Raw genomic sequence first — 25,625 nt, forward strand, 5'->3', positions numbered from 1 at the left:
AAGTCGCTTGAGTTGCGACAGCATGATTTGAAAGCCGTCATAAATGCGCTGACTACTCGTTAACCCCGTGCCGATTAACGGCGTTGCGTAAGAAGCGGGTAAGCGAGCAGGCTTATCGTGCAGATAAAGAGGCGCGAACCAGAGCAATACACATTCGACGAACGGGCGTGCTGCAACGCGGCAACGGACTCGCGTCGAAGCAGGAGACAAGGTCAAGAGCGAGGCGCGCACGCGCGTTTCGCGTCACACGAAACACACGGCCCGCACCCACGCGGGCCGACGGTTTTAGATTCACCATCAAAGGGGCTGTCGATGTCTGCGATTGAATCCGTACTCCACGAACGCCGCGTTTTCCCGCCTTCGGACAAGGCTTCGGCCAATGCCGCGATCTCCGGCATGGACGCCTACAAGGCCTTGACCGCCGAAGCCGAAAGCGATTACGAAGGCTTCTGGGCGCGCATCGCGCGCGAAACGCTCTCATGGCACAAGCCGTTCACGAAGGTGCTCGACGAATCGAATGCGCCGTTCTACAAGTGGTTCGAGGACGGCGAACTCAACGCCTCGTATAACTGCATCGACCGCCACGTCGAAGCGGGCCACGGCGGCAAGAACGCGATCATCTTCGAAGCCGACGACGGCGCCGTCACCAACGTCACCTACCAGGACCTGCTTCAGCGCGTGAGCCGCCTTGCCAATGCGCTCAAGAAGCAGGGCGTGAAGAAGGGCGACCGCGTCGTGATCTATCTGCCGATGTCGGTGGAGGGCGTCGTTGCGATGCAGGCGTGCGCGCGTATCGGAGCCACGCATTCGGTCGTGTTCGGCGGGTTCTCGTCGAAGTCGTTGAATGAGCGACTGGTCGATGTTGGCGCGGTCGCGCTCATCACCGCCGACGAACAGATGCGCGGCGGCAAGGCGCTCCCGCTAAAGAGCATCGCCGACGAAGCGATCGCGGCCGGCGGCTGCGACGCGGTCAAGAGCGTGATCGTCTATCGCCGGACGGGCGGCAAGGTCGCGTGGAACGAAGGCCGAGACCTGTGGCTGCATGAACTCGTCGAGAACGAGTCGGATCAATGCGAGCCGGAATGGGTCAGCGCCGAGCATCCGCTTTTCATCCTTTACACGTCCGGCTCGACGGGCAAGCCGAAGGGCGTGCAGCACAGCACGGGCGGAATTCTGCTCTGGGCCGCGCAGACCATGAAGTGGACCTTCGACATGAAGCCCGACGACGTCTTCTGGTGCACGGCCGACATCGGCTGGATCACGGGACACAGCTACATCACCTACGGGCCGACCGCGATCGGCGCGACGCAGGTCATGTTCGAAGGCGTGCCGACGTATCCGCACGCGGGCCGCTTCTGGGAGATGATCGGAAGGCACAAGGTCACGATTTTCTACACGGCGCCGACGGCGATCCGTTCGCTCATCAAGGTATCGGAAGCGGACGCGAAGGTGCATCCGAAGAGCTTCGATCTCTCGACGCTGCGCATCCTCGGAACGGTCGGCGAGCCGATCAATCCGGAAGCGTGGATGTGGTATTACGAGAATGTCGGCGGCGCGAAGTGTCCGATCGTCGATACGTGGTGGCAGACCGAGACCGGCGGCCACATGATCACGCCGCTGCCGGGCGCGACGCCGCTCGTGCCGGGTTCGTGCACGCTGCCGCTGCCGGGCATCATGGCCGCGATCGTCGATGAAACCGGACAGGACGTGCCGAACGGGCAGGGCGGAATCCTGGTCGTGAAGCGTCCGTGGCCGTCGATGCTGCGCAACGTCTGGGGCGATCCGGACCGCTACAAGTCGAGCTACTTCCCGGAAGAGCTCGGCGGCAAGCTGTATCTCGCCGGCGACGGCGCCGTGCGCGACAAGGACACCGGCTATTTCACGATCATGGGCCGCATCGACGACGTGCTGAACGTCTCCGGCCACCGGCTCGGGACGATGGAGATCGAATCGGCTCTGGTGTCGAATCCGCTCGTCGCGGAAGCGGCGGTCGTTGGGCGGCCGGATGAAACGACCGGCGAAGCCGTCGTCGCGTTCGTCGTGCTGAAGCAGGCGCGCCCGGAAGGTGACGCCGGCACGAAGATCGCGAACGAATTGCGCGCGTGGGTCGCGAAGGAAATCGGGCCGATCGCGAAGCCGAAGGACATCCGCTTCGGCGAGAACCTGCCGAAGACGCGCTCCGGCAAGATCATGCGGCGTCTGTTGCGCTCGCTCGCGAAGGGCGAGGAGATCACGCAGGACGTTTCCACGCTGGAAAATCCCGCCATCCTCGATCAGCTCGGCGAAGCGCGTTAGGCAGATCGGCTCATCGGCTTCAATCGACGGCTGCCTTCGGGCGGCCGTTTTTCGTTCCGCTGTCGATCCTGATTGCCGGCGCATCGCGCTTTTGGTAAACAGTCGCATGCCCGTCGAGACCACGCCACCGAGCCTGCCCGAGCCGCCGCCCGTATCGGCGTCGATGGCGCGCGCGCATCGGGCGTACTGGCGCTTCAACGTGGCTTTGATCGCCGTGCTGATGACGATTGGCTTCGCGGTCTCGTTCGGCGTGCCGCTCCTGGCGGCGCGTTTGGAGCACGTGCGCGTCGCGGGCTTTCCACTGCCGTTCTACATCGGCGCACAGGGCGCGATCCTCGTGTACGTCGCGCTGATCGGCGTCTACATCGTGCTGATGCAGTTCGCCGACGCGCGGCTCTTGCGCGAGTCCAGAACGAGCGAAGCCGGCGACCGATGAAACTCACCCATCGCCTGATCCTTTCGTACGCGCTCTACACGCTAGGCTTCTTTCTTTTCATCTACGTGATGGAGCGCATCGAACGCGTGACGGGGCCGGGCATGTGGATCGGGTACGTGTTCCTGTTCGTGCCGATCGCGGTCTACGCGGTGATCGGGCTGCTCTCGCGCACATCCGATCTAGTCGAGTATTACGTCGCCGGGCGGCGCGTGCCGTCCGCATTCAACGGCATGGCGACAGCCGCTGACTGGCTCTCGGCGGCGTCGTTCATCGGTCTGGCTGGCTCGATCTACGCGACCGGCTACGACGGCCTCGCCTACGTGATGGGCTGGACGAGCGGCTACTGCCTCGTCGCGTTCCTGCTCGCGCCGTACGTGCGCAAGCTCGCGCGCTACACGATCCCCGACTTCCTCGGCACGCGCTTTTCAAGCAACACCGTGCGCGGGCTCGCCGCGCTGGCCGCGATCCTCTGCTCGTTCGTGTACCTCGTCGCGCAGATTCAGGGCATCGGACTGATCGCGTCGCGCTTCATCGGCATTGATTTCGCGATCGGCATCTTCTGCGGGCTCGCGGGCATTCTCGTGTGCTCGTTTCTCGGCGGCATGCGCGCTGTGACGTGGACGCAGGTCGCGCAGTACATCATCCTCATCAGCGCAATGCTGATTCCAGTCTCGATGATCGCGCATCGCGAAGGGCTCGGCTGGCTGCCGCAACTGAACTACGGACGCGTGATGGAGCGCGTCGAGGCGCTTGAGCGGGAAGTGGCCGCGTCGCCCGACGAAGCGCGCGTGCGCAACGACTACCGGCGTCAGGCCGCGGAGGTCCAGGAACAAATCGATACGTTGCCGCAGTCGTACTACAGCGAGTACGCGCGGCTCGTTCATGAGATCGCGGAACTGCGTCGACATAACGGGCCGTTGCGCGAGATCACCGCGCACGAGCGCGAACTGGCCGCGTTCCCGAAAGATCCCGCCGATGCCTTCGCGAAGTGGACGCGCGCCCGCGATGCACTCACCGAACGCGTCGCCGCACCGGTGCCGATGACCGAGGCGTTCCCGTCGACGCCATCCTCGAACCCCGCCCTCGATGAAGAGAGCCGGCGCGTGCATCAGCGCAACTTCCTGTCATTGCTGCTGTGCCTGTCGCTCGGGACGGCGAGCCTGCCGCACATCCTCACGCGCTATAACACGACGACGTCCGTCGCATCGGCGCGGCGCTCGGTCGGCTGGACGCTGTTTTTCGTTGCGCTGTTCTATCTGACGGTGCCGGTGCTCGCGGTGCTGATCAAGCACGAAATGTTGACGGGGCTCGTCGGCCATCGATTCGCCGATCTGCCGCAATGGGTGATGCAGTGGCGCAAGGTCGAGCCGTACCTGATCCGCATCAGCGACGTGAACGGCGACGGCATCGTGCGCTGGGCGGGTATCCAGATGCAGCCGGACATGGTGGTGCTGGCGGCGCCGGAGATCGCCGGCTTGCCGTACGTGATCTCGGGGCTGATCGCGGCGGGCGCGCTGGCGGCGGCGCTCTCGACCGCCGATGGTCTGCTGCTCACCATCGCCAACGCGCTTTCGCACGATGTCTACTACTGCATGGTCGACAAGACCGCGACGAGCCAGCGGCGCGTGACGATCTCGAAGATCCTGTTGCTTGGCGTGGCGCTGTTCGCGTCTTATGTGGCCTCGCTGAATACGGGGAACATCCTGTTTCTGGTGGGGGCGGCGTTTTCGCTGGCGGCGTCGAGTCTGTTTCCGGTGCTCGTGCTGGGCGTGTTCTGGAAGCGCACGACCAAGCACGGCGCGGTGGCGGGGATGGTGTCGGGGCTGGTCGTGTGCGTCTACTACATCGTGTCGACTTATCCGTTCTTTACGCAGATGACGGGGTTCGTCGGGCCGCGCTGGTTCGGCATCGAGCCGATCAGCTCGGGCGTGTTCGGCGTGCCGGCCGGATTCGTCGCGACGATCGCGGTGAGTCTCTTCGACCGCAAGCCCGACGCCTATACGCGGGCGCTCGTGGACTACATCCGGCACCCGTAGCGAGGGGGTGGCAGGGGCGAGGGAGTTTTTGCTATAATCCGCGTCTTGCCGGAGAGATGGATGAGCGGTTTAAGTCGCACGCCTGGAAAGCGTGTATAGGGTAAAACCTATCCGGGGTTCGAATCCCCGTCTCTCCGCCAGAGCCAGTCAAAAAGCCCCGTTACTTCAATGAGTAGCGGGGCTTTTGTTTTGCCAGGTCATCAGATAGCCCGTCAGCGAGTTCGCTCTCGCGTCAATGCGAAGACGCGTTTGCGAAATGCAGCGGCGGTCTGTTCCGGACGCCTCCATCGGCTACGGACAGAACCGCTTCGCCCATTCACCCGTCGCGACCGAATAAAACTCATCGAGCGTGCGAACCGCGACCGCTCCGATCCCCAGATATCGCGCCGCGTCGGAAATCGTCGCGAGCGGATCGTCGAGATTCAGCGCCGTAGCGCCCGTTTGCTTGCTGAGCTTCTCGCCGTCGTCGTTCGTGACGAGCGGCACATGCAGATACGCGGGCGTCGCCACGCCGAGACGCTGCTGCAGATAAATCTGCCGCGCGGTGGAATCGAGCAGATCGGCGCCCCGCACGACATGCGTAATGCCAGCCTCCGCATCATCGGCGACGACCGCCAGTTGATACGCCCACTGTCCATCGGCGCGCTTGAGCACGAAATCGCCGACTTCGGTCGCCAGATCCTGCGACTGCGCGCCCTGCCAGCGATCCACAAAACTCACGCGCGCCGCCACGCCATTGGGCACGCGCAGCCGCCAAGCGCGCGGCGCGCGGCCGTGCAGACCATCGCGGCAAGTGCCCGGATACGCGAGCGTCGCGTGCCGCATGTGCGTATTCAGAAGGGAATCGGCAATTTCGCGGCGCGTGCAGCCGCAGGGATAAACGAAGCCTGCCGCCTGCAAGCGTCCGAACGCCGCTTCGTAGGCCTCGTCGCGTTGGCTCTGCCACGCGGGTGGTTCGTCCGAGTGCATGTGAAAGCGCGCGAGCGTCGCGAGAATGTCGTCGGCGGCGCCGGGCACGGTGCGCGGACCATCGACGTCTTCGATCCGCACGATCCACGCGCCCCGATGCGCCCGCGCGTCGAGCCAGCTTGCCAGCGCGCTCACGAGCGAGCCGATGTGCAGCGGCCCGGTGGGCGAGGGCGCGAATCGTCCGCGATAGCCGCTCACGCCGCGCGTGACTCCCCGCGAGCGTCCGGATGACACGCCGGGCACGTCTTGCCGGGCACATAGAACTCGGACTTCTGATCCTCCACGCTCACCACCGCCCGGCAGCCGAAGCATTGCGACGTCGCCGTCGGCTCGAGGTTCGGGTTCAGCGCCGTGCGATAGTCGAACACGAAGCACTCGCCGTCGTAATGCGCGCCGCCGACTTCCTCGAAGTATTTCAGGATGCCGCCTTCGAGCTGATACACGTGATCGATGCCGACTTCCTTCATATGGATCGCCGCTTTTTCGCAGCGAATCCCGCCGGTGCAGAACGACACGACCGTCTTGCCTTCCAGATCGGCGCGATTCTGCTCGATCATCTCCGGAAACTCGCTGAATTTCGTGATGCGGTAGTCAAGCGCGTTGTCGAACGTGCCGACGTCGACTTCGAACGCGTTGCGCGTATCCAGCATGACGACGGGGCGGCCTTCGTCGTCATGGCCGCGATCAAGCCAGCTTTTTAGCGTCGGCGCGTCGACGAAAGGCGCGCGGCCGAGTTCGGGCCGGATCGCGGGCTTCTTCATCGTGATGATTTCGCGCTTGAGCTTCACCAGCATCCGTCGAAACGGCTGCTTTTCGGAAACACTTTCCTTGAACTGCAGATCGGCGAACTTGCCTTCGAAGAGGGCATCGCCGCGAATGTAGTCGATGAACGCGCGGACGTTTTCTATTCCGCCCGCGACAAACAGGTTGATGCCCTCCGGGGCCAGCAGGATCGTGCCCTTCAGGCCGAGCGCGGCACAGCGCTCGGTGACGAGCGGCCGCCACGCGGGGCAGTCGTCGATGGTCACGAATTTGTAGGCGGAAAGGTTGAGGATATTCATGTAGGTTGCTGTGAAAACCGGCGAAGCCAGACAGTCCGGCGGCTCGCGAAACCCGTATTATCCCGCAAACCGCTCAGGTGCCCGGATCGGCCGATCGGCCTATTCGCCGCACCCCGTGGTGCTTGCTTCTCCGGCCATTTTCAAGACAAAGCGCGGCCTTGTCCGATCGGCCAACGCGGGCGCGAGCGGGAATTTCGCGAAGAGGGGCATGTACAATATCGCCCATGTCAGATCCCCGCTTCGTTCATCTCCGCGTCCACTCCGAGTTCTCGATTGCCGATGGCATCGTGCGTCTGGACGACGTCGTCAAAGCCGCTGCCAAAGATGGTCAGGGCGCGCTCGCGCTCACCGATCTCGGCAACGCGTTCGGTCTCGTGCGCTTCTACAAGGAAGCGCGCGGCAAAGGGGTCAAACCCATCGCCGGCTGTGACGTCTGGATCACGAATCCGGCCGATCGCGACAAACCGTCGCGCCTCGTTTTGCTCGTGCGCGACAAGGTCGGTTATCTCAATTTGTGCGAGTTGCTGAGTCGCGCGTGGCTCACCAATCAGTATCGTGGGCGCGCGGAAGTCGAATTCGAATGGCTGGAAGGCGGCCTAGCCGAGGGCCTGCTCGCGATTTCCGGCGCGCAGCAGGGCGATATCGGCATGGCGTTCGCCGCCGGCAACGACCAGGCCGCGCAACGCAACGCCGAGCGCTGGGCGAAGCTTTTTCCGAACGCGTTCTACATCGAATTGCAGCGTGCCGGGCAGCCGGGCGCGGAGACGTACATCCAACAGGCGGTCGCGCTCGCGGCGAAGCTGAAGCTGCCGGTCGTCGCCACGCATCCGCTGCAATACATGACGCCCGACGATTTCACCGCGCACGAAGCGCGCGTGTGCATCTCGGAAGGCGACATTCTCGCGAATCCGCGTCGCCAGAAGCGTTTCACGACGGACCAGTTTTTCCGCACACAGGACGAGATGTGCGCGCTGTTCGCGGATATTCCGTCGGCGATCGCGAATACGGTCGAGATCGCCAAGCGCTGCAATCTCACGCTCGAACTCGGCAAGCCGAAGCTGCCGCTCTTCCCGACGCCCGACGGCATGTCGCTCGACGACTACCTCGTGCAGTTGTCGAAGGACGGTCTCGAAGTGCGCCTGGAACAGCTCTATCCGGACGAAGCCGAACGCGAGAAACAGCGTGAAACCTATTACGCGCGGCTCGATTTCGAATGCAACACCATCATCAAGATGGGCTTTCCGGGCTACTTCCTGATCGTCGCCGACTTCATCATGTGGGCGAAGAACAATGGCGTGCCGGTCGGCCCGGGGCGGGGCTCGGGCGCGGGTTCGCTCGTCGCGTACGCGCTCGGCATTACCGATCTCGATCCGCTGCGCTACAACCTGCTGTTCGAACGTTTCCTGAACCCGGAACGCGTGTCGATGCCCGACTTCGACATCGACTTCTGTCAGGAAGGACGCGACCGCGTCATTCAATACGTGAAGCAGAAGTACGGCGCGGACGCCGTCTCGCAGATCGCCACCTTCGGCACGATGGCGGCGAAGGCGGCGGTGCGCGACATCGGCCGGGTGCTCGATCTCGGCTACATGTTCACCGACGGCATCGCGAAGCTGATTCCGTTCAAGCCGGGCAAGCACGTCACCATCGCCGACGCGATGAAGGAAGAGCCCGCGCTGCAGGAGCGTTTCGACAACGAAGACGAAGTGCATCAGTTGCTGGAGCTCGCGCAGCGTGTCGAGGGCCTGACGCGCAACGTCGGCATGCACGCGGGCGGTGTCTTGATCGCGCCCGGCAAGCTCACGGATTTCTGTCCGCTCTACACGCAGGGCGAGGACGGCGGCGTCGTCAGCCAGTACGACAAGGACGACGTCGAAGCCGTCGGCCTCGTCAAGTTCGACTTTTTGGGTCTGACCACGCTCACCATCCTGGATTGGGCGGAGCGCTATATCCGCCGGCTCGATCCGTCGAAGGAAAACTGGAATCTCGCGCAGGTTCCGCTCGACGATCCCGCTTCGTTCAGCATCCTCAAGAAAGCGAACACCGTCGCCGTGTTCCAGCTTGAAAGCCGCGGCATGCAGGGCATGCTGAAGGACGCGCAGCCTGACCGCTTCGAGGACATCATCGCGCTCGTGGCGCTGTACCGGCCGGGTCCGATGGACCTGATTCCGAGCTTCTGCGCGCGCAAGCACGGGCGCGAGATAGTCGAATATCCAGACCCGCGCGTCGAACCCGTCCTGAAAGAGACCTACGGCATCATGGTCTACCAGGAGCAGGTGATGCAGATGGCGCAGATCATCGGCGGCTATTCGCTCGGTGGCGCCGACTTGCTGCGCCGCGCGATGGGCAAGAAGAAGGCCGAGGAGATGGCGCAGCATCGCGAGCTGTTCCGGCAGGGCGCGGCGGTCAACGGTTTGACGGCGACGAAAGCAGACGAAATCTTCGACTTGATGGAAAAGTTCGCGGGCTACGGCTTCAACAAGTCGCACGCGGCCGCCTACGCGCTGTTGGCCTACTACACGGCGTGGCTCAAGGCGCACCATCCGGCCGAATTCATGGCGGCCAACATGTCGCTCGCAATGGACGACACCGACAAGGTCAAGATCCTGTTCGAGGACTGCCTGAACAACGGCATGTCGGTGTTGCCGCCGAACATCAACCAGTCGGCGTATCGCTTCGAGCCGGTCGCGGAAGCCGACGGCAAGCGCTCGAAAACCATTCGCTACGGCCTCGGTGCCGTGAAGGGCAGCGGCCAGAACGCGATCGAAGAAATCCTGCGCGTGCGCGAGGAAGCGCCTTTCACCGATCTCTTCGATTTCTGCATGCGCGTCGACCGGCGCGTCGTGAACCGCCGCACGGTCGAGGCATTGATCCGCGCCGGCGCGTTCGACGCGCTGCACGAGAACCGCGCGCAACTGATCGCGTCCGTTCCGCTCGCGATGGAAGCCGCCGATCAGGCCGCCGCCAACGCGATGCAGGCCGGTCTCTTCGATATGGGCGACCATCCGCAGCAGGGCCACGAACTCGTCGACGAACCCGCGTGGTCTGACAAGAAGCGCCTGCAGGAAGAAAAGACAGCGCTCGGCTTCTACCTGTCGGGCCATTTGTTCGACGCCTACAAGTCCGAAGTGCGCCGCTTCGTGCGCCAGAAGATCGGCGAACTGAAGGAAGGGCGCGACAAGCTCGTTGCGGGCGTCATCACGATGATGCGCACGCAGATGACCCAGCGCGGCAAGATGCTGATCGTCAATCTCGACGACGGCACCGGCCAGTGCGAAGTCACCGTCTTCAACGAGCAGTTCGAGGCCAACAAGGCGCTCTTCAAGGAAGACGAGCTGCTCGTCGTGCAAGGCCAGGCGCGCAACGACGCGTTCACGGGCGGGATTCGCTTCACGGTCGAATCGGCGATGGATCTCGAACGCGCGCGCAGCCGTTATGCGCAGGCGGTGAAGCTCGAAATGAACGGCAACGCCGACGCGCTGCGCCTGAAACGCGTGCTCGAAGCGCATTGCGCCGGGCCCGACGAACCGGCGAGTGCCCCCGCGCCGATGCCCTCGCGCGGCGGCCAGCGCGGGGAGCGCGACTTCGGCCGGGGACAGCGCCAGCCGGTGCACATTCCGAGCGGCCTGAACGTGAGCATCGTGTATCGCAGCGAGCACGCCGAAGGCGAAGTGCGACTCGGCGATGCCTGGCGCGTCAAGCCCACCGACGATCTCATCACGGCGCTGCGCGGCGAATTCGCCGGCAGCTCGATCGAGATCGTCTATTGATGCGACTCGGCATCTCCGCCAACGCGCTGCGCTTGAGCGGCGGCCTCGAACGCTACGCGATGGACCTCGTGCGCGGCCTTGCGGAAGCCGGCTTCACGGGCAGCCGCAAGCCCGCGTTCTTCGCGCGCAAAATCGACGCGTCCTTGCCAGAGGCGCAGCTTGTCGAGGCGCACCGGATCAAGGTCGGCTTGCTGCCCGGTAAATTTCGCGACGCGTGGTTCTCCTGGGCGCTCAGGCGCGCGCGCCGCAAGGCGCAGGTGGACGTGCTGATCGGCTGCAATCGGGTGGAATCGTCGGAGATCGCGATTTGCGGCGGCACGCATATCGGCTTTCTGAAGGCCACCGGGCGGCGCGAAAAGCAGTCGGATCGCCGGCAGGTCGCGCTGGAGAAGCGCCAGTATCGGGACGCGCGTGTGATCGTCGCGCATTCGAAGCTGATGCGCGACGAACTGCGCACGCTCTACGGCATCGACGACCGGAAAATTCGCGTGCTGTATCCGCCGGTGGACAGCCGGCGCTTTTCCCCCGTCGATGCTCCGACGCGCGCGCAACTGCGCAAGCAGTTCAATTTCGCCGACGACGAAATCGTGCTGCTGTTTCCGTCGAGCAGCCATGTGCGAAAAGGCTTGCCGCTGATCGAAAAGGCGCTGGCCGGCACGACGCTGCCGGTGGTCGTCGCCGTCGCGGGGCGCGCGCCGGACAAGCTGTCGGCGTGCGTGCGCTATATCGGCTACGCGAAAAACATCGAGGACTGCTACCGCGCCGCCGATTTCACGATCCTCGCCTCGACCTACGAGCCGTTCGGGCTCGTCGGAGTGGAATCGGTGATGTGCGGCACGCCGGTGATCTTTCCGCAGAGCATCGGCTGCTGCGACGCGATCGCTGACTACGCGAAGCACATTTTCCGCCCCGGCGACGCCGCCGATTTGCGCCGCGTCGTCGAGCAGGCGGTTCAGACGCCCCGTTCGCGCGAACCTGTATCGCGCGAGGCAATTCTCTACGACGCGGACGTCTCCGTGCACGTCGCGGAGCTGCTCGCTCTCGCGAACGACATCCACGCGAGCCGCTGACGCTTCAATGCGGTGAGTTCAGTTGCGCGAGCTTCAGGAAACGGTAATAGACCGTTTGAGCGTTGAAGACCGCGATCATGAAGCCGGTGCGGCCGTCGAGAAAGCCGCGCCGCAGGAAGTACGTCCGCAGGAACGCCCACGCGCCGCGCGTCACCGCGATGCTGAAGCTGCCGCGCTTGCCTGCCGCGTGGCGCTGTTCGGCGCCGGCGCTCGAATAGGCGTCGAGCTTGCGCAACACCGTCTCGAAATCCTCGTACGAGTAGTGCATGAGCCGGCCTTCGAGCCGCGCGACCGGCTTTCCCGTCGATATTACGAGGCGCTCGTGCACGAGATCGTCGGAAAAGCGCGCCGTGCCGCGTTTGAAGAGGCGCGGGATCCAGTCCGGATACCAGCCGCTGTGCCGCACCCACACGCCGCAGAAGCTAGACAGCCGATCGACCGAATAGACGTCGGCGCGCGGGTCCGTGATCGCTGCGCGAATCGATGCGGCCAGTTCAGGCGTGACGACTTCGTCGGCGTCGATGGAGAGCACCCAGTCGGTGGAAAGCGCGTCGAGCGCGCGGTTTTTCTGCGGGCCGAAGCCCGGCCAGCCGCGCGCTTCGATCACGCGCGCGCGATGCGCCTCGGCGATGCCGGCGGTCGCATCGGTGCTGCCGCCGTCGATCACGACGATCTCGTCGGCGAACGAAACGGCCGACAGGCACTGCGCGAGCCGGGCCGCCGCGTTATACGTGATGATGGCGATGCCGAGGGTAGGCTGGGTCATGGAACGTGGTCGAATAAGGCGTGCGCGTTGTTATAATTGTTCAAAAATAGCGATGGAAAATAACAAGGTGAAGCGCGATCGAAAGTTCTTCCGTCATTCGTTGTCGTGCACGGTCGCCGAGGTTGGGAAAGAGGAGAGGATCGTCAGTATGCCGCTTCCCCGCACGAGACCCGCTGCTCTTCTCTGTATTGGCCGCACGTTTTCTCACGCTTCCTTACGCTTTCTCACGCTCGACCGGTGCACAATCCCGGACAACCGGTGCGAGGCTAGTATTTCGTCTTTAGCGGTCTGAAAGTGCTTCTGCAATGCCAGATCTTGAATCAACGAGATAATCAAAAGAACTGCTCGTCTAACGCAACTGGAAATCGATCGGCATTGTGCACTATCTAAAAGATCATGGACCTCGCGGCCTCAGGCGCGTTCCGCTCGCGGGCAAACCGGCGAGCGAAGGACTCGGCGCAGCGGCCGCCGTGCGCCGGGCGCGAACGCGCCGTCCATCCATCGAATTTCAGGAAACATGAGCCGACTCCCCGGGCGCATTCGCATCATTGCCCGCGCGCTCCCCCGGCTTGCGCTCAAACCGTGGCGCCGCAAGCCGGTGCAACCGCAGCGCATCCTGATCGCTCATCATCTCTTGCTCGGCGACACGCTGCTGCTCACGCCGCTCGTTGCAAAGCTGCGCGGGCAATATCCGCGCGCGCGCATCGTGCTGGCGTGTCCGAAGCCGATCATCCCGCTCTACGCAGGCCGTCCGTTCGACATCGACGTGATCCCCTTCGATCCGCGCGACGTCGCCACCGTCAGCGCGATCATCGCGTCGGGTCCGTACGACCTCGGCATCGTCGCGGGCGACAACCGGCACGCGTGGCTCGCGCTGGCGGCGGGTTGCCGCTGGATCGTCGGCCATGCGGGCGACGTTCCCGCATGGAAGAACTGGCCGCTCGACGAAGGCCGGCCGTATCCCGCCGAGCCGGCGGCATGGGCGGATCTCGCGACCGAACTCGTCGATGGCCCGCCGCCGCCGCGTTATCGCCCGGGCGACTGGCCCGCGCCCGCACACGCCGACCTGCCCGAACTCGCCGCGCTGACGCGGCCCTACGTCGTGCTGCATCCGGGCGCGAGCACCGAGGTCAAGCGCTGGCCGGACGAGCGCTGGCGCGCGCTCGCGGCGTTCGTCGAGTCGCAGGGTTTCGAGCCGGTGTGGAGCGGCGGCCCGAAAGAGGTCGACCTGATCCGCGCGATCGATCCGGACGCGCGCTATCTGAACTTCGCGGGGCGCGTGGGGCTCGGCGAGCTGTGGCATCTCTATGCCGGCTCGAAGGCGATTGTCTGCCCGGATACGGGCGTGGCGCACCTCGGCCGCCTGATCGACGTGCCGACGATCACGCTGTTCGGCCCCGGCAACGCGCTGATCCACGGCGCGGGCGAATACTGGAGCGCGGCGCCCTTCGTGCCGGTTACCATCGCGGACATGTCGTGCCGCGACGAGCCCTATATTTTCAGGCGGCACGTAGCGTGGGTGCGCCGCTGCGACCGCAATGAGACCACCTGCGTGGCGTGGCGCGGCGATCACGCGGACTGCATGGGCCTGATTTCGCTTGAAGCGGTCTGCAACGCGTTGCAGACCGCCCTGACGGGAGTGCAATGACAAAAGCGTGCATGCGGGTGGAGCGCGTACTCCTTGCGGCGTGTCCGCTGATCATGTTCGTCGTGGGATTCGCCCACATGACGGCGCTCGAGAACATCGCGCTCGGCTGGCTCGGCGTCGGCACGCTCGCGGCGGCCTGCTCGCTTGCGCGGCCGCCGGCGTATCGCTGGCCGCTGGTCCTGCCGATCTTCTGCTGGGGCGCGTGGTCGCTAGCGTCGGTATCGTGGTCGGCGTTGCCGCACGAGAGCATGCACGCGTGGCTCGACGAAGTGCTCTATCCGCTCGTCTCGTTCCTGGGCTTCTGGCTCGTCGGGACACAGCTCGAACGGCCACAGCGCATCGTCGCCGTGCACTGGGTCGCGTGCGTGCTGGTCGCGGTGACGAGCATCATTTATTGGGGCAAGCTCCAGCCGCCCACGGCTGATACCTTCCTGTTGCATTACTACAACCGCGTCGGGCACACGAGCACGATCGCCGTCTTCGCGATGCCGCTCTTCACCGGCCTCATGATCGAGCGGCGCTGGCGCTGGATGGGCGTGAGCGGGGTGCTCCTCGCGCTCTTCATCGGACTCGCGACGCTCAACCGCTTCTTCTGGCCAGCCGCCTGCGTGACGCTCGCGATCGCGCTTTTTCCGCTCTATCGCCGCCACATGGTGCTTGCGGCGGTGACGCTGGCGATCATCGGCGCGGCGGCGATCGGCACGCTCGAACTGAGTTCGCGCATGCGCTACGCCCACGCGCCGCCGCCGAATACGCCGCATGCGATCACGATCGATGGCGAGCACATTCCGATGCCCTCGTTCCTCACAGGCATTCGCGACAGCATGTCCGCCGATACGCGGCCGCGGCTCTGGGCCTTCTACGGCCATGCGGGCGAGCCGCACGCGTGGACGGGCGTCGGCTTCGGCAAGTCGCTGCCGGGGCAGGCGTACAAGTCGCAGATTCCGCCGAGCCTGCTCGCCGCCGAGCCGCAGGCGCTCACGCACGCCCACAACCTGTTCATGAATACGTGGCTGGAGACGGGCATCATCGGCGTGGTGCTGGAACTGGCGCTGCTCGGCGCGCTGGTCGTGCGGTTCTGGCGGGTGCGCCACGCGGTGCCGTGGGTGAGCGCGGCGGGCATTGCGCTCGTCGGTGGCATGGTCGCGAAGAATTTCACGGATGACTTCATGTGGCAGACCACCGCGCTTGCCTTCTGGTGCTTCGCGGGCCTCCTGTTGGGACGTGGCGAACGGCTGGCCGGACGCGTGCCGCCGCCAAAGCCGCGCGCCGGGCCGTGAGACTTGCCGGGAAGCGCCGCGCTGCCTGATGAGCCGGCGCACGGCACCGGATTACAATGGCGGATTGTTGCCGCACGCGGCCTGGATGTGCGCGGCGCCTGGCCGCGCACACTGCACCGACAGAGGAATGACTTGAGCGAGAAGCAGACACTGAGCAAGACCATCGGCACGGGCCAGACCACGTCGCCTACGGCCGTGATGAGGCGCTTGTGGCCCTACATCAAGCCGCTGATGGGCATCGTGATCCTCGGCCTCATCGCGATGGGTTTCGTCGCCGCGAGCGAGGCCGGCATTCCGATGCTGCTCAAGCCGCTGCTCGACCACGGCTTCGGCGCGAAGGGCAGCGACAAGGCCATCTGGGTCGTACCGGCGGCGGTGATCGGGCTGTCGGTCGTGCGCGGGGTCGCGCAATATGCGTCGGGGTATCTGCTCTCGTACGTGTCGAACAAGATCCTGCTGCAACTGCGGCTCAAGATGTTCGAACGCATGATCCACACGAGCGCGGGCTTCTTCCAGCGCGAGACGGCGAGCACGGTCATCAACGCGATCGTGTTCGAGGTCAACCAGATCCTGCAGGTGCTTTCCAGCGTCATCGTCACGCTGGTGCGCGATTCGCTCACGGTCGTGTTCCTGCTCGGCTATCTGTTCATCCTCAACTGGCGCCTGACGCTCATCGTCGCGGTGATCCTGCCGGGCATCGGGTGGCTCGTGTCGAAGATCAACCGGCGTCTGCGGCGCCTGAACCGCGAGCATCAGATGCTCACGAACGAGCTGTCGTACATCGTCGAGGAGACGGTGGGCGGCTACAAGGTCGTCAAGGTGAACAACGGCGAGCCCTACGAAATGGGCCGTTTCAACGAAATGAGCCACCGCCTGCGCGGCTATTCGATGCGCATGCAGGTCTCCGGCGGCCTCGCGCAGCCGCTCACGCAGTTTCTCGCGTCGATCGCGCTCGCCATCGTGATCACGATAGCGGTCGTGCAATCGGCGAGCGACCAGACGACGGTCGGCGGCTTCGTCGCGTTCGTCACGTCCATGCTGCTCGTGATCTCGCCGCTCAAGCACCTGATCGACATCAACCAGCCGATGCAGCGCGGCATGACGGCGGCGGAACTCATCTTCGGCCTGATCGACGAACCCGCCGAGCCGGAAGGCGGCGGCCGTCCGCTCGAACGCGCGAAGGGTCACGTCGAGTTCCGCGAGGTGTCGTTCAGCTACGGCTCGCCCGACCGGCCGACGCTCGATCGCGTGTCGTTCAAGGTCGCGCCGGGCGAGATGGTGGCGCTCGCGGGACCGTCGGGCAGCGGCAAGACGACGCTCGTCAACCTGCTGCCGCGCTTCTTCGATCCGACGCAGGGCGAAGTGCTCATCGACGGCGTGCCGCTCACCGAATACAGTCTGCACGACGTGCGCAGCCAGCTCGCGATGGTGAGCCAGGACGTCGTGCTCTTCAACGACACGATCGCGGCGAACGTCGCGTACGGCACGACGCCCGATCGCGACCGCGTGCAGGCGGCGCTCGTGGCGGCGAATCTCGCGGATGTCGTCGCGGCGATGCCCGACGGCGTCGATACGCTCGTCGGCGGCAATGGCATGCGGTTGTCGGGCGGGCAGCGCCAGCGGCTCGCCATCGCGCGCGCGATCTACAAGGACGCGCCGATCCTGATCCTCGACGAAGCGACTTCCGCGCTCGATTCCGAATCCGAGCGCCACGTGCAGTCCGCGCTCGAAACGCTGATGAAGGGGCGCACGACGCTTGTGATCGCGCACCGGCTGTCGACCATCGAGCGCGCGGACCGCATCCTCGTGATGGAGGCGGGGCGTATTGCCGAGCAGGGCAGTCACGCCGAGCTGCTACAGCACGACGGGCTCTACGCGCATCTGCACCGGATTCAGTATCAGCAGCAGGCGGCGTGAGGCGTCTTTTGATCAACCGGGCGGCTCACGCCCGTAACGTGGCAGCAGAATGAAGCGAATTTTGGTGGTGAAGGTCACCTCGCTCGGTGATGTGATACATGCGCAGTCGGTCGTGGGCGACCTGCATCGGGCGTTTCCTGGCGTGACGATCGACTGGGCCGTCGACGACGCCTTCGCCGACATTCCGCGCTGGAACCCGGGCGTCGCGCGCGTGTTGTGCGCGCCGCTTCGACGCTTCAAGAAGATGCGCAGCCTGGGCGATCTGTCGGCGATCTGGTCATCGATTTCGGATCTGCGGCAGGAGCGTTACGACGCCGTGCTGGACCTTCACGGCGTCTACAAGAGTGCGATCATTTCCTTTTTGACGCGTTCGAAGCGCCGCTTCGGCTATTCGGCGGTGAATCTGGGCGAGCGCGGCGCCGCGTTCGCCTACACGCATCGATTCGCGCCGCGCAACGATGCCAACGCGTGGGAAGGCATGCGCCGCACGCTCAGCGAGACGTTCGGCTATTCGATCGAGGCCGTCCCGCCTACCGTCTTCTCAATTCCGAAGCCAGCCGCGAAGCCCGAGGCGGTGAAGGACATGCCGTTTGCGCTGCTGTTTCACGCGACGTCGAAGGATGAGAAGAAGTGGCCGACGGCCAACTGGACCGCGGTGGGGCGCTCGCTTCTGGAGCGTGGGATTACGCCGCTGATTCCGTGGGGCTCGGAGGGGGAATTGCGTGAAGCGGAGGCGATCGCGCAAGGGCTGGAAGGCGCGAGGGTGCTGCCGAAGCTGTCGATTCAGGAGATCGCGCAGCATGTGGAGCTGGCGGCGCTCGTCGTCGGAACGGATACGGGGCTCGTGCATCTTGCCACCGCGCTGCGCAAGCCGACGGTGATGATCTTCACCGCGACGTCGCGGCCGCACTTCGGCGTGGAGATTCCCGGGGTGGTGCGGTCGATCGGGGATGACGGGCGGCCGCCTTCGGTGGAAGAGGCTTTGGCGGCGATCGAGGGGGTGAGTGGGCGAGGCGCGGCTATTTAGGCGCGCGCCAAACTACATCAACACAATATCGTACTGTTCCTGACTCAGATTCGACTCCACCTGCAGCGAAACCGGCTTCCCGATGAAATCCATCAGCATCGCCAGATGCTGCGATTCTTCCTCAAGAAACAGGTCAATCACCTGCTGTGACGCCACCACGCGAAACTCGCGCGGATTGAACTGCCGCGACTCCCGCATGATCTCGCGCAGCACGTCGTAGCACACGGTGCGCGGCGTCTTCACCTGCCCCTTGCCCTCGCACACCGGACACGGTTCGCACAGCACATGCGCGAGCGATTCGCGCGTGCGCTTTCTCGTCATCTCCACGAGCCCGAGCTGCGAGAACCCATTCACGGTCACCCGCGTGCGGTCCCGCGACAGCGCCTTCTTCAACTCGCCCAGCACCTGATCGCGATGCTCGACGTTCTCCATATCGATGAAATCGATGATGATGATCCCGCCCAGATTGCGCAGCCGCAATTGCCGCGCGATCGTGTGCGCGGCTTCGAGATTTGTCTTGAAGATCGTATCGTCGAAATTGCGTGCCCCGACGTAGCCGCCCGTATTGACGTCGATGGTCGTCATCGCTTCGGTCTGGTCGATCATCAGATAGCCGCCCGATTTCAGATCGACACGCCGCGACAGCGCCCGCTGAATCTCCGCCTCGATGTTGTACAAATCGAAGAGCGGCCGCTCGCCCGTGTAGTGATGCACGCGTGACGCCACCGCTGGCGTGAACTCGGCGGCGAAGTCGGCGAGCATCTGGTACGTCTCGCGCGAATCGACCTGAATGCGCGTGGTTTCATCGTTGACGAAATCGCGCAGCACGCGTTGCGCGAGGTTCAGGTCCTGATAAAGCAGCGTGGTCGGAGGCACGCGCTGCGCCTGAGCGACGATCGTCGCCCATGTCTTGCGCAGATACGCGACATCGGCGGCGAGTTCTTCGCTCGTCGCGTCCTCGGCGATCGTGCGCACGATGTAGCCGCCTTTCTCGTCGGCGGGCAGCACGGCGGTGAGCCGCGCGCGAACGGCTTCGCGCTCGGCCTCGCTCTCGATTTTCTGCGAAATCCCGATATGTGGTTCCTGCGGCAAATACACCAGCGTACGTCCCGCGATGCTCACCTGAGTGGACAGCCGCGCGCCCTTCGTGCCGATCGGGTCCTTCACGACCTGCACCATCAGCGACTGCCCTTCGAACACGATCTTCTCGATCGGCGTATGCGGCGTGTTGGAATGCGAGACGCCCGGAATGCGCGGATGCCAGATATCGGCGACATGGAGGAAGGCGGCGCGTTCGAGGCCGATGTCGATGAACGCGGACTGCATGCCCGGCAACACGCGCACGACCTTGCCGAGATAGACGTTGCCGACGCGCCCGCGCGAAAGCGTGCGTTCGACGTGAAGCTCCTGCACGGCGACTTGCTGAACGAGTGCGACGCGGGTTTCCTGCGGTGTGACGTTGATCAGGATTTCTTCGTTCATGGCCTGTTTTAGAAGTCGACGCGCGCCACGCGCAAGAGTGCTGCGGTTTCGAAAAGGGGCAGACCCATGATACCCGAATAGGACCCCTCGATCCGCTCGATGAACTCGGCCGCCCGTCCCTGGATGCCGTACGCGCCGGCCTTGCCGAGCGGCTCGCCCGTCGCGGCGTAACGCTGCAACGCAGCACGATCGACGGCGCCGAAGCGCACTTTCGAGCGCGACAAGGCGGGCGGCAGCAGCGCGCCCTCGGCATCGACGACGGCAAGCGCCGTCAGCACTTCATGCTCGCGCGCGGCCAGGCGTTCGAGCATCGCGACGGCTTCGGCGGCATCGGCGGGCTTGCCCATGATGGCGCCATCGACGGTAACGGTGGTATCGGCGACGAGGATCGGCGCGGCCGCGTGATGACCGCTTACGCGTCGCGTGTGCGCGGCCTCGGCCTTCAACGCGCAGACGCGCAGCACGTAGGCATCGGGCGCTTCGCCCGGAAGCTCGGCTTCGAGCGCTTCGGCGTCTTCGCCCGGACGCGGCAACAGCAACTCGAAGCGCACGCCGAGCTGTTGCAGCAGCTCCTGCCGTCGCGGGCTCTGCGACGCGAGATACACGAAGGGATGAAGCGGCGAAGAAGTCGTCATTAGGAAAGCGGGTCTCGGAAGGGAGGCGCGAGGATCGCTTTCGACGGGAGAAGGTCGGGTCTCTGGCGTGATCTCAGGCGCGATGATAGGGATGATTCTGCGTGATGCTCCACGCGCGGTAAAGCTGTTCGGCGAGCAGCACGCGGACCATGCCGTGCGGCAGCGTGAGGCTCGACACGCGCAGCAGCACTTCGGCGCGCGCCTTCACGTTGGGATCGAGTCCGTCCGCGCCGCCGATCACGAACGCGACGTCGCGTCCGTCCTGCTGCCAGCCGGGCAGGGCGCCGGCGAGCTGCATCGTGGTCCAGTCGCGGCCGCGTTCGTCGAGCGCGATCACGCGAGCGTTCTTCGGCAGCGCGGCTTCGATGCGCTGCCGCTCGGCCGCCATCACGCTCTCGGCATTGCGCCCCGACGAGCGCTGCTCCGGCTTGATCTCGCGCAGTTCGATGCGCAGTTCCGGCGGCATGCGCTTCGCGTATTCGTCGAAGCCGCTCGTGATCCAGTCGGGCATCTTGTGTCCGACCGCGAGGATATGCAGTCTCATGACGCGCGCCGCGTGAGGACGCGGCTTAGCGGCGCGTCGTCTTGCGGGCCGGCCGGGCGGCGGGTGCGTCGTCCTCGTCGTCGTCCAGAGGCTCGCTCGCGCGCGCGCCGCCAAACGTGTTCTGGGTCTGCAGCTTGACGCGCACCGGCTTGTCGCCCCAGACCTCTTCGAGGTTGTAGTACTGGCGCAGCGCGGGTTGCAGGATGTGCACGACGGCGTCGCCGCAATCGACCAGCACCCATTCGCCGACCTCTTCGCCCTCGGTGCTCACGACGTCGCCGCCCTGTCCCTTGACCTTCTCGCGTACGCTGTTCGCGAGTGCCTTGGTCTGCCGGTTCGAGGTGCCGCTCGCGACGATCACACGGTCGAAGAGGGCGGTCAGGTGCGTCGTGTTGAACACCTTGATGTCCTGCGCCTTGACGTCTTCGAGACCGTCGATGATCGCGCGTTGAAGTTTTTGAATTTCCATAGTTACCGTTGATACAGATGATGTTGAACAATATAGTCCCACACGGCGGGCGGGACCTGGCTTCTCGCGTCAGGGTGGTCCGCCGGGTGGGACTGGAGTGAGGAGCGGCTCATCGCCCGCACGGCTTCGCGGATGCCGGTCGCCGAGACTTGCACCGCCAGCGTCTCGTCGATCAGAAAGCCGCCGTGCGGCGTCGACTGCAACACGGACGGCGGCGCGCGGCGCGCGGCGACTTCGGCCGCCACCGCTTCCGGCACGGTCGATACGTCGAAGCCGGGCCGTGTTTCCACGCAGACGTGCGCGAAGTCGAAAAGGCGTTTCCAGTCGTGCCAGGAATCGAGATGCACGAGCTGGTCGGCGCCGATCAGAAGCGCGAGCGACGCGTCCGCGCCTTCACGCTCGCGCCAGCTTGCGAGCGTATCGACGGTGTAGGTCGGGCCGTCGCGCTCGACTTCATCGGTGGCGACGATCACCTCGACGTCCTCGAAGCGCATCGACGCCGCCGCCGCGCGCGTCATCGCGAGCCGGTGCTGCGGCGCCGAGACGTCCTTTTTTTGCCACGGCTGGCCGGCTGGCAGAAGCACGAGTTCGGTCAGTTGCAGCAAGTCGACGAAACGCGCCGCGAGCGCGAGGTGTCCGTCGTGGATCGGGTCGAACGTGCCGCCGAGCAGGCCGACGCGTCGCGCAGAGAGTCGATTCGAATTCAGTGGTCGATCCTTTGTCGGGTAGGCGTCCTGAAGCACAAGCGCCACGAGCGCATTACACCCAATCCCGCGGCACGAGGAAATCGGTATATAGCCGCGCTTCCGGCGTGCCCGGCTCCGGCTGCCAGTTGTAGCGCCAGTTAGCGACAGGCGGCATCGACATCAGGATCGATTCGGTGCGTCCGCCACTTTGCAGCCCAAAATGCGTGCCGCGATCGAAAACCAGATTGAATTCGACGTAACGGCCGCGCCGGTACGCCTGAAATTCGCGCTCCGCTTCAGTGTACGGCGTGTCGCGGCGGCGCTCGATGATCGGCAGATACGCCTTCAGAAACGCGTCGCCGACGCTTTTCATCATCGCGAACGAGCGCTCGAAGCCGGGCTCCGCGTAATCGTCGAAGAAAATTCCGCCGATGCCGCGCCGTTCGTCGCGGTGCTTCAGATAGAAATACTCGTCGCACCACGTCTTGAAGCGCGGATACAGATCGGCGCCGAACGGCGCCAGCGCGTCGCGGCAGACGCGGTGGAAATGTTGCGCGTCTTCTTCGTAGCCATAGCAGGGCGTCAAATCCATGCCGCCGCCGAACCAGAAGAGCGGCGCTTCGCCTTCCTTCGTCGCCATTAAAAGGCGCACGTTCATGTGCACGGTCGGGCAGTGCGGATTGCGCGGATGCATCACGAGCGAGACGCCGAGCGCTTCGAAGCCGCGTCCAGCGAGTTGCGGCCGCGCGGCGCTCGCGGAAGGCGGCAGCGCGTCGCCCGACACGTCCGAAAAGCCGATGCCGCCGCGCTCGAAAAACGCGCCGCCTTCGAGAATCCGCGTGCAGCCGCCGCCGCGCAGGCGCTCTTCGGGGCCGCGCTGCCATGTATCCGTGGCGAACGCGGCGCCGTCGAAGTCGCCGAGCGTCGAGGCGATCTGCGCCTGCAGGCCGGTGAGGTAAGTGCGGACAGCTTGTACGTCGGGAGTCGTGTCGGTCATCGTTGCTGCGTTGCGTGATACGGGCGCGCGGTTTTAAAGCGTTCCCTTAAAAACGCGCTGCCGGACGCGAAGGTCCGGCAGCGCAGTGTTGCCTCGTCCACCGGTCCGTTCAGCCGTGGCGATCGGCCTGCTTGCGGTTGACCGCGCGATAACCGATGTCGCGGCGATACTGCATGCCGTCGAAGGAAATCTGGTTCACTGTATCGTAGACCACGGATTGGGCGCCGCGCACCGAATCCGACAATCCGACGACACACAGCACCCGGCCGCCGTTGGTCGTCAGCTTGCCCTCCGCGAGCGTCGTTCCCGCGTGGAAGGTCACGGCGCTGGCGGTTTCGGCCGGAATGCCGCTGATGCGGTCGCCTTTTCGCGGCGTCTCCGGGTAATTGTGCGCAGCGAGCACGACGCCGAGCGCCGTACGACGGTCCCACTCTAGCTCCGCGCCGTCGAGCGTCCCGGCGATCGCCAGTTCGACCACTTTCGAGAAATCGCCCTTCAGGCGCGCCATGATCGGCTGCGTCTCCGGGTCGCCCATGCGGCAGTTGAATTCGAGCGTTTTCGGGTTGCCGTGCGCGTCGATCATCAGGCCGGCGTACAGGAAACCGGTATAGCGGATGCCTTCGCTTTCCATGCCGCGCACCGTCGGCAGGATGATTTCGCGCATCACGCGCGCGTGCAGTTGCGGCGTGACGATCGGCGCGGGCGAGTAGGCGCCCATGCCGCCGGTGTTCGGGCCGCGGTCGCCGTCGAGCAGGCGCTTGTGGTCCTGACTCGACGCCAGCGCCAGTACGTGCTTGCCGTCGACCATCACGATGAAGCTCGCTTCCTCGCCTTCCAGGAACTCCTCGATCACGACGCGTGCGCCGGCGTCGCCGAGCTTGTTGTCCGCCAGCATCGAATCGACGGCCGCGTGCGCTTCTTCCAGCGACGTCGCGACGACCACGCCCTTGCCGGCCGCGAGCCCGTCGGCCTTGATGACGATCGGCGCGCCTTTTGCGTCGAGATACGCGTGGGCGGCGGCGGCATCGGTGAAGGTTTCGTACTCGGCGGTCGGGATGTGGTGGCGCTTCATGAACGCCTTCGCGAAATCCTTCGAGCTTTCGAGCTGCGCGGCTTCCTTCGTCGGGCCGAATATCTTCAGGCCGCGCGAGCGGAACAGGTTGACGATGCCCGCCGCGAGCGGCGCTTCGGGGCCGACGACCGTCAGCGACACGTGCTCGGCCTCGACGAAATCCGCGAGGGCGGCCGGATCGGTGATGTCGATGTTGCGCAGGCGCTCGTCCTGCGCGGTGCCGCCGTTGCCGGGCGCCACGTAGACGATCTGGACGCGCGGCGACTGCGCGAGCTTCCAGGCGAGAGCATGTTCGCGACCGCCGGAACCGACGACGAGTAACTTCATTTGAATCCCCGAAATACTTAAAAAGCCAGTGGCGGCGTCGCGCGAGTCGACGGTGCGGGTTGCTGCCGTTGGTGCTGGAACAAGGTTAATTGAGAAGGCGGCTCGCGCGAGTGTCTGCGGCGTCACGCACCTTCCGGCAACAATTTCCGTCTCACGCGATCCGGGTCAGTTCGGACAAGCGAAACCCGTTCCATGCGCGCGCAAGCGCCATTACGCGTCGTTGATCGCCGCGTTTGTATAGACTTCCTGCACGTCGTCGAGATTTTCGAGCGCATCGAGCAGTTTTTGCATTTTCGCCGCTTCGTCGCCGCTGAATTCGACTTCCGTCTGCGGCTTCATCGTGACTTCGGCGAGTTCCGCCTTGAAGCCGGCGCCTTCCAGCGCGCTTTTCACCTTCGGGAAATCGTTCGCCGGGCAGATCACTTCGATGCTGCCGTCGTCGTTCGTCACGACGTCGTCCGCGCCCGCTTCGAGCGCCGCGTCCATCAGCTTGTCTTCCGGCGTGCCGGGCGCGAACAGGAACTGGCCGACGTGATCGAACATGAACGACACCGAGCCATCCGTGCCCATATTGCCGCCGAACTTCGAGAAGGCGTGCCGCACTTCCGCCACCGTGCGCGTGCGGTTGTCCGTCATCGTGTCGACGATGATCGCCGCGCCGCCGATGCCATAGCCTTCATAGCGGATTTCCTCGTAGTTCGCGCCGTCGACGCCGCCGGTGCCGCGCTGGATCGCGCGGTTGATGTTGTCCTTCGGCATGTTGGCGTCGTACGCCTTGTCGACGGCGAGCCGCAGGCGCGGGTTCGTGTCGGCGTCGCCGCCGCCCATGCGGGCCGCGACCTGGATTTCCTTGATGAGACGCGTCCAGACCTTGCCGCGCTTCGCATCGGCCGCTGCTTTTTTATGCTTGATGTTGGCCCATTTCGAATGACCCGCCATTACCTTTTCTCCGTCCCGCGCGCAGGGTCGATGAACCGCGCGCCTTGTTTCAATGTGTCCGCCCGGCTGATGCGACCGGCTGATGCGACCGGCTTGGGCAAGCGACGATCGATGCGTGCTTTTTGCCTGGGTTTTGCCCGCTTTTGCCTCGGCGGTGCTGCTTCCCGCTTGGTTGGCGGCGTTTCCGGCAGGACTGATA

20 protein-coding genes and 1 tRNA gene are annotated in these 25,625 nt (G+C 64.8%); 10 read left to right on the forward strand and 11 right to left on the reverse strand.

The window, feature by feature from the left end; all coding sequences use genetic code 11:
- Positions 1-312: 312 nt before the first annotated feature.
- The 4 genes from acs (at position 313) to AWB65_RS04845 (ending at position 4,907) form a co-directional block, all read left to right on the forward strand.
- Complete coding sequence (gene acs / locus AWB65_RS04830; protein WP_087666073.1) at positions 313-2,295, forward strand: acetate--CoA ligase; 1,983 nt, start codon at positions 313-315, stop codon at positions 2,293-2,295.
- 106 nt (positions 2,296-2,401) lie between these two features.
- Positions 2,402-2,731, forward strand: coding sequence for a DUF4212 domain-containing protein (locus tag AWB65_RS04835; protein WP_087666074.1), 330 nt, complete (start codon positions 2,402-2,404; stop codon positions 2,729-2,731).
- The gene (locus AWB65_RS04840) at positions 2,728-4,767 is read left to right on the forward strand and encodes a sodium:solute symporter family protein (protein ID WP_087666075.1); all 2,040 of its coding nucleotides are present in this window, start codon (positions 2,728-2,730) and stop codon (positions 4,765-4,767) included. The genes AWB65_RS04835 and AWB65_RS04840 overlap by 4 nt, the downstream gene beginning before the upstream one ends.
- Before the next feature lie 50 nt (positions 4,768-4,817).
- A tRNA-Ser gene (locus AWB65_RS04845) sits at positions 4,818-4,907 on the forward strand.
- A gap of 151 nt (positions 4,908-5,058) precedes the next feature.
- On the opposite strand, the gene gluQRS is transcribed toward AWB65_RS04845, so the two are convergent.
- Together gluQRS and AWB65_RS04855 are read right to left on the reverse strand one after the other, a co-directional pair.
- On the reverse strand, positions 5,059-5,934 hold the full coding sequence (gluQRS, locus tag AWB65_RS04850) for a tRNA glutamyl-Q(34) synthetase GluQRS (protein ID WP_235007507.1): 876 nt from the start codon (positions 5,932-5,934) through the stop codon (positions 5,059-5,061).
- Positions 5,931-6,797 (reverse strand): sulfurtransferase, encoded by an 867-nt coding sequence (locus tag AWB65_RS04855; protein ID WP_087666077.1) that lies wholly within the window; start codon positions 6,795-6,797, stop codon positions 5,931-5,933. Before AWB65_RS04855 ends, gluQRS begins: the two co-directional genes overlap by 4 nt.
- A gap of 215 nt (positions 6,798-7,012) precedes the next feature.
- Here AWB65_RS04855 and dnaE point away from each other — a divergent pair, with 215 nt between their 5' ends.
- Together dnaE and AWB65_RS04865 are read left to right on the forward strand one after the other, a co-directional pair.
- Positions 7,013-10,567 carry a DNA polymerase III subunit alpha gene (dnaE, locus tag AWB65_RS04860; RefSeq protein ID WP_200821670.1) on the forward strand — a complete coding sequence of 1,185 codons (3,555 nt, stop codon included), beginning with the start codon at positions 7,013-7,015 and terminating at the stop codon, positions 10,565-10,567.
- On the forward strand, positions 10,567-11,637 hold the full coding sequence (locus AWB65_RS04865) for a glycosyltransferase family 4 protein (RefSeq protein WP_087666079.1): 1,071 nt from the start codon (positions 10,567-10,569) through the stop codon (positions 11,635-11,637). The genes dnaE and AWB65_RS04865 overlap by 1 nt, the downstream gene beginning before the upstream one ends.
- A gap of 4 nt (positions 11,638-11,641) precedes the next feature.
- Here the strand turns inward: AWB65_RS04865 and AWB65_RS04870 are convergent, their stop codons facing one another.
- On the reverse strand, positions 11,642-12,403 hold the full coding sequence (locus AWB65_RS04870; RefSeq protein ID WP_087666080.1) for a glycosyltransferase family 2 protein: 762 nt from the start codon (positions 12,401-12,403) through the stop codon (positions 11,642-11,644).
- 517 nt (positions 12,404-12,920) lie between these two features.
- On the opposite strand from AWB65_RS04870, the gene AWB65_RS04875 reads away from it, so the two are divergent.
- The 4 genes from AWB65_RS04875 to waaC all read left to right on the forward strand — a co-directional run bounded on the left by AWB65_RS04875 (position 12,921) and on the right by waaC (position 18,275).
- Positions 12,921-14,051 (forward strand): glycosyltransferase family 9 protein, encoded by a 1,131-nt coding sequence (locus AWB65_RS04875; RefSeq protein WP_087666081.1) that lies wholly within the window; start codon positions 12,921-12,923, stop codon positions 14,049-14,051.
- The gene (locus AWB65_RS04880) at positions 14,048-15,331 is read left to right on the forward strand and encodes an O-antigen ligase family protein (RefSeq protein WP_087666082.1); all 1,284 of its coding nucleotides are present in this window, start codon (positions 14,048-14,050) and stop codon (positions 15,329-15,331) included. Before AWB65_RS04875 ends, AWB65_RS04880 begins: the two co-directional genes overlap by 4 nt.
- 198 nt (positions 15,332-15,529) lie before the next feature.
- A complete protein-coding gene (gene msbA / locus AWB65_RS04885) occupies positions 15,530-17,248 on the forward strand; it encodes a lipid A export permease/ATP-binding protein MsbA (RefSeq protein ID WP_200821671.1) in 1,719 nt (572 codons plus the stop codon).
- Between the two features lie 49 nt (positions 17,249-17,297).
- The gene (gene waaC / locus AWB65_RS04890) at positions 17,298-18,275 is read left to right on the forward strand and encodes a lipopolysaccharide heptosyltransferase I (protein WP_087666084.1); all 978 of its coding nucleotides are present in this window, start codon (positions 17,298-17,300) and stop codon (positions 18,273-18,275) included.
- A 12-nt stretch (positions 18,276-18,287) separates the two neighbouring features.
- On the opposite strand, the gene rng is transcribed toward waaC, so the two are convergent.
- From rng to AWB65_RS04930, 8 genes are all read right to left on the reverse strand, one after another.
- A complete protein-coding gene (rng, locus tag AWB65_RS04895) occupies positions 18,288-19,757 on the reverse strand; it encodes a ribonuclease G (RefSeq protein ID WP_087656346.1) in 1,470 nt (489 codons plus the stop codon).
- Positions 19,758-19,765: 8 nt separating this feature from the next.
- Complete coding sequence (locus AWB65_RS04900) at positions 19,766-20,392, reverse strand: Maf family protein (protein WP_087666085.1); 627 nt, start codon at positions 20,390-20,392, stop codon at positions 19,766-19,768.
- Positions 20,393-20,465: 73 nt separating this feature from the next.
- Positions 20,466-20,936 carry a 23S rRNA (pseudouridine(1915)-N(3))-methyltransferase RlmH gene (rlmH, locus tag AWB65_RS04905; protein WP_025527716.1) on the reverse strand — a complete coding sequence of 157 codons (471 nt, stop codon included), beginning with the start codon at positions 20,934-20,936 and terminating at the stop codon, positions 20,466-20,468.
- Between the two features lie 25 nt (positions 20,937-20,961).
- A complete protein-coding gene (gene rsfS / locus AWB65_RS04910; RefSeq protein ID WP_087666086.1) occupies positions 20,962-21,405 on the reverse strand; it encodes a ribosome silencing factor in 444 nt (147 codons plus the stop codon).
- 2 nt (positions 21,406-21,407) lie between these two features.
- On the reverse strand, positions 21,408-22,148 hold the full coding sequence (locus tag AWB65_RS04915) for a nicotinate-nucleotide adenylyltransferase (protein WP_087666312.1): 741 nt from the start codon (positions 22,146-22,148) through the stop codon (positions 21,408-21,410).
- 16 nt (positions 22,149-22,164) lie between these two features.
- Positions 22,165-23,088 carry an oxygen-dependent coproporphyrinogen oxidase gene (hemF, locus tag AWB65_RS04920; RefSeq protein ID WP_087666087.1) on the reverse strand — a complete coding sequence of 308 codons (924 nt, stop codon included), beginning with the start codon at positions 23,086-23,088 and terminating at the stop codon, positions 22,165-22,167.
- A 109-nt stretch (positions 23,089-23,197) separates the two neighbouring features.
- A complete protein-coding gene (gene purD, locus AWB65_RS04925; protein WP_087666088.1) occupies positions 23,198-24,487 on the reverse strand; it encodes a phosphoribosylamine--glycine ligase in 1,290 nt (429 codons plus the stop codon).
- Positions 24,488-24,697: 210 nt separating this feature from the next.
- Positions 24,698-25,426, reverse strand: coding sequence for a YebC/PmpR family DNA-binding transcriptional regulator (locus AWB65_RS04930; protein WP_087666089.1), 729 nt, complete (start codon positions 25,424-25,426; stop codon positions 24,698-24,700).
- Positions 25,427-25,625: the final 199 nt, after the last annotated feature.

This window comes from Caballeronia humi (assembly GCF_001544475.1).
Taxonomy (GTDB): Bacteria; Pseudomonadota; Gammaproteobacteria; order Burkholderiales; family Burkholderiaceae; genus Caballeronia; species Caballeronia humi.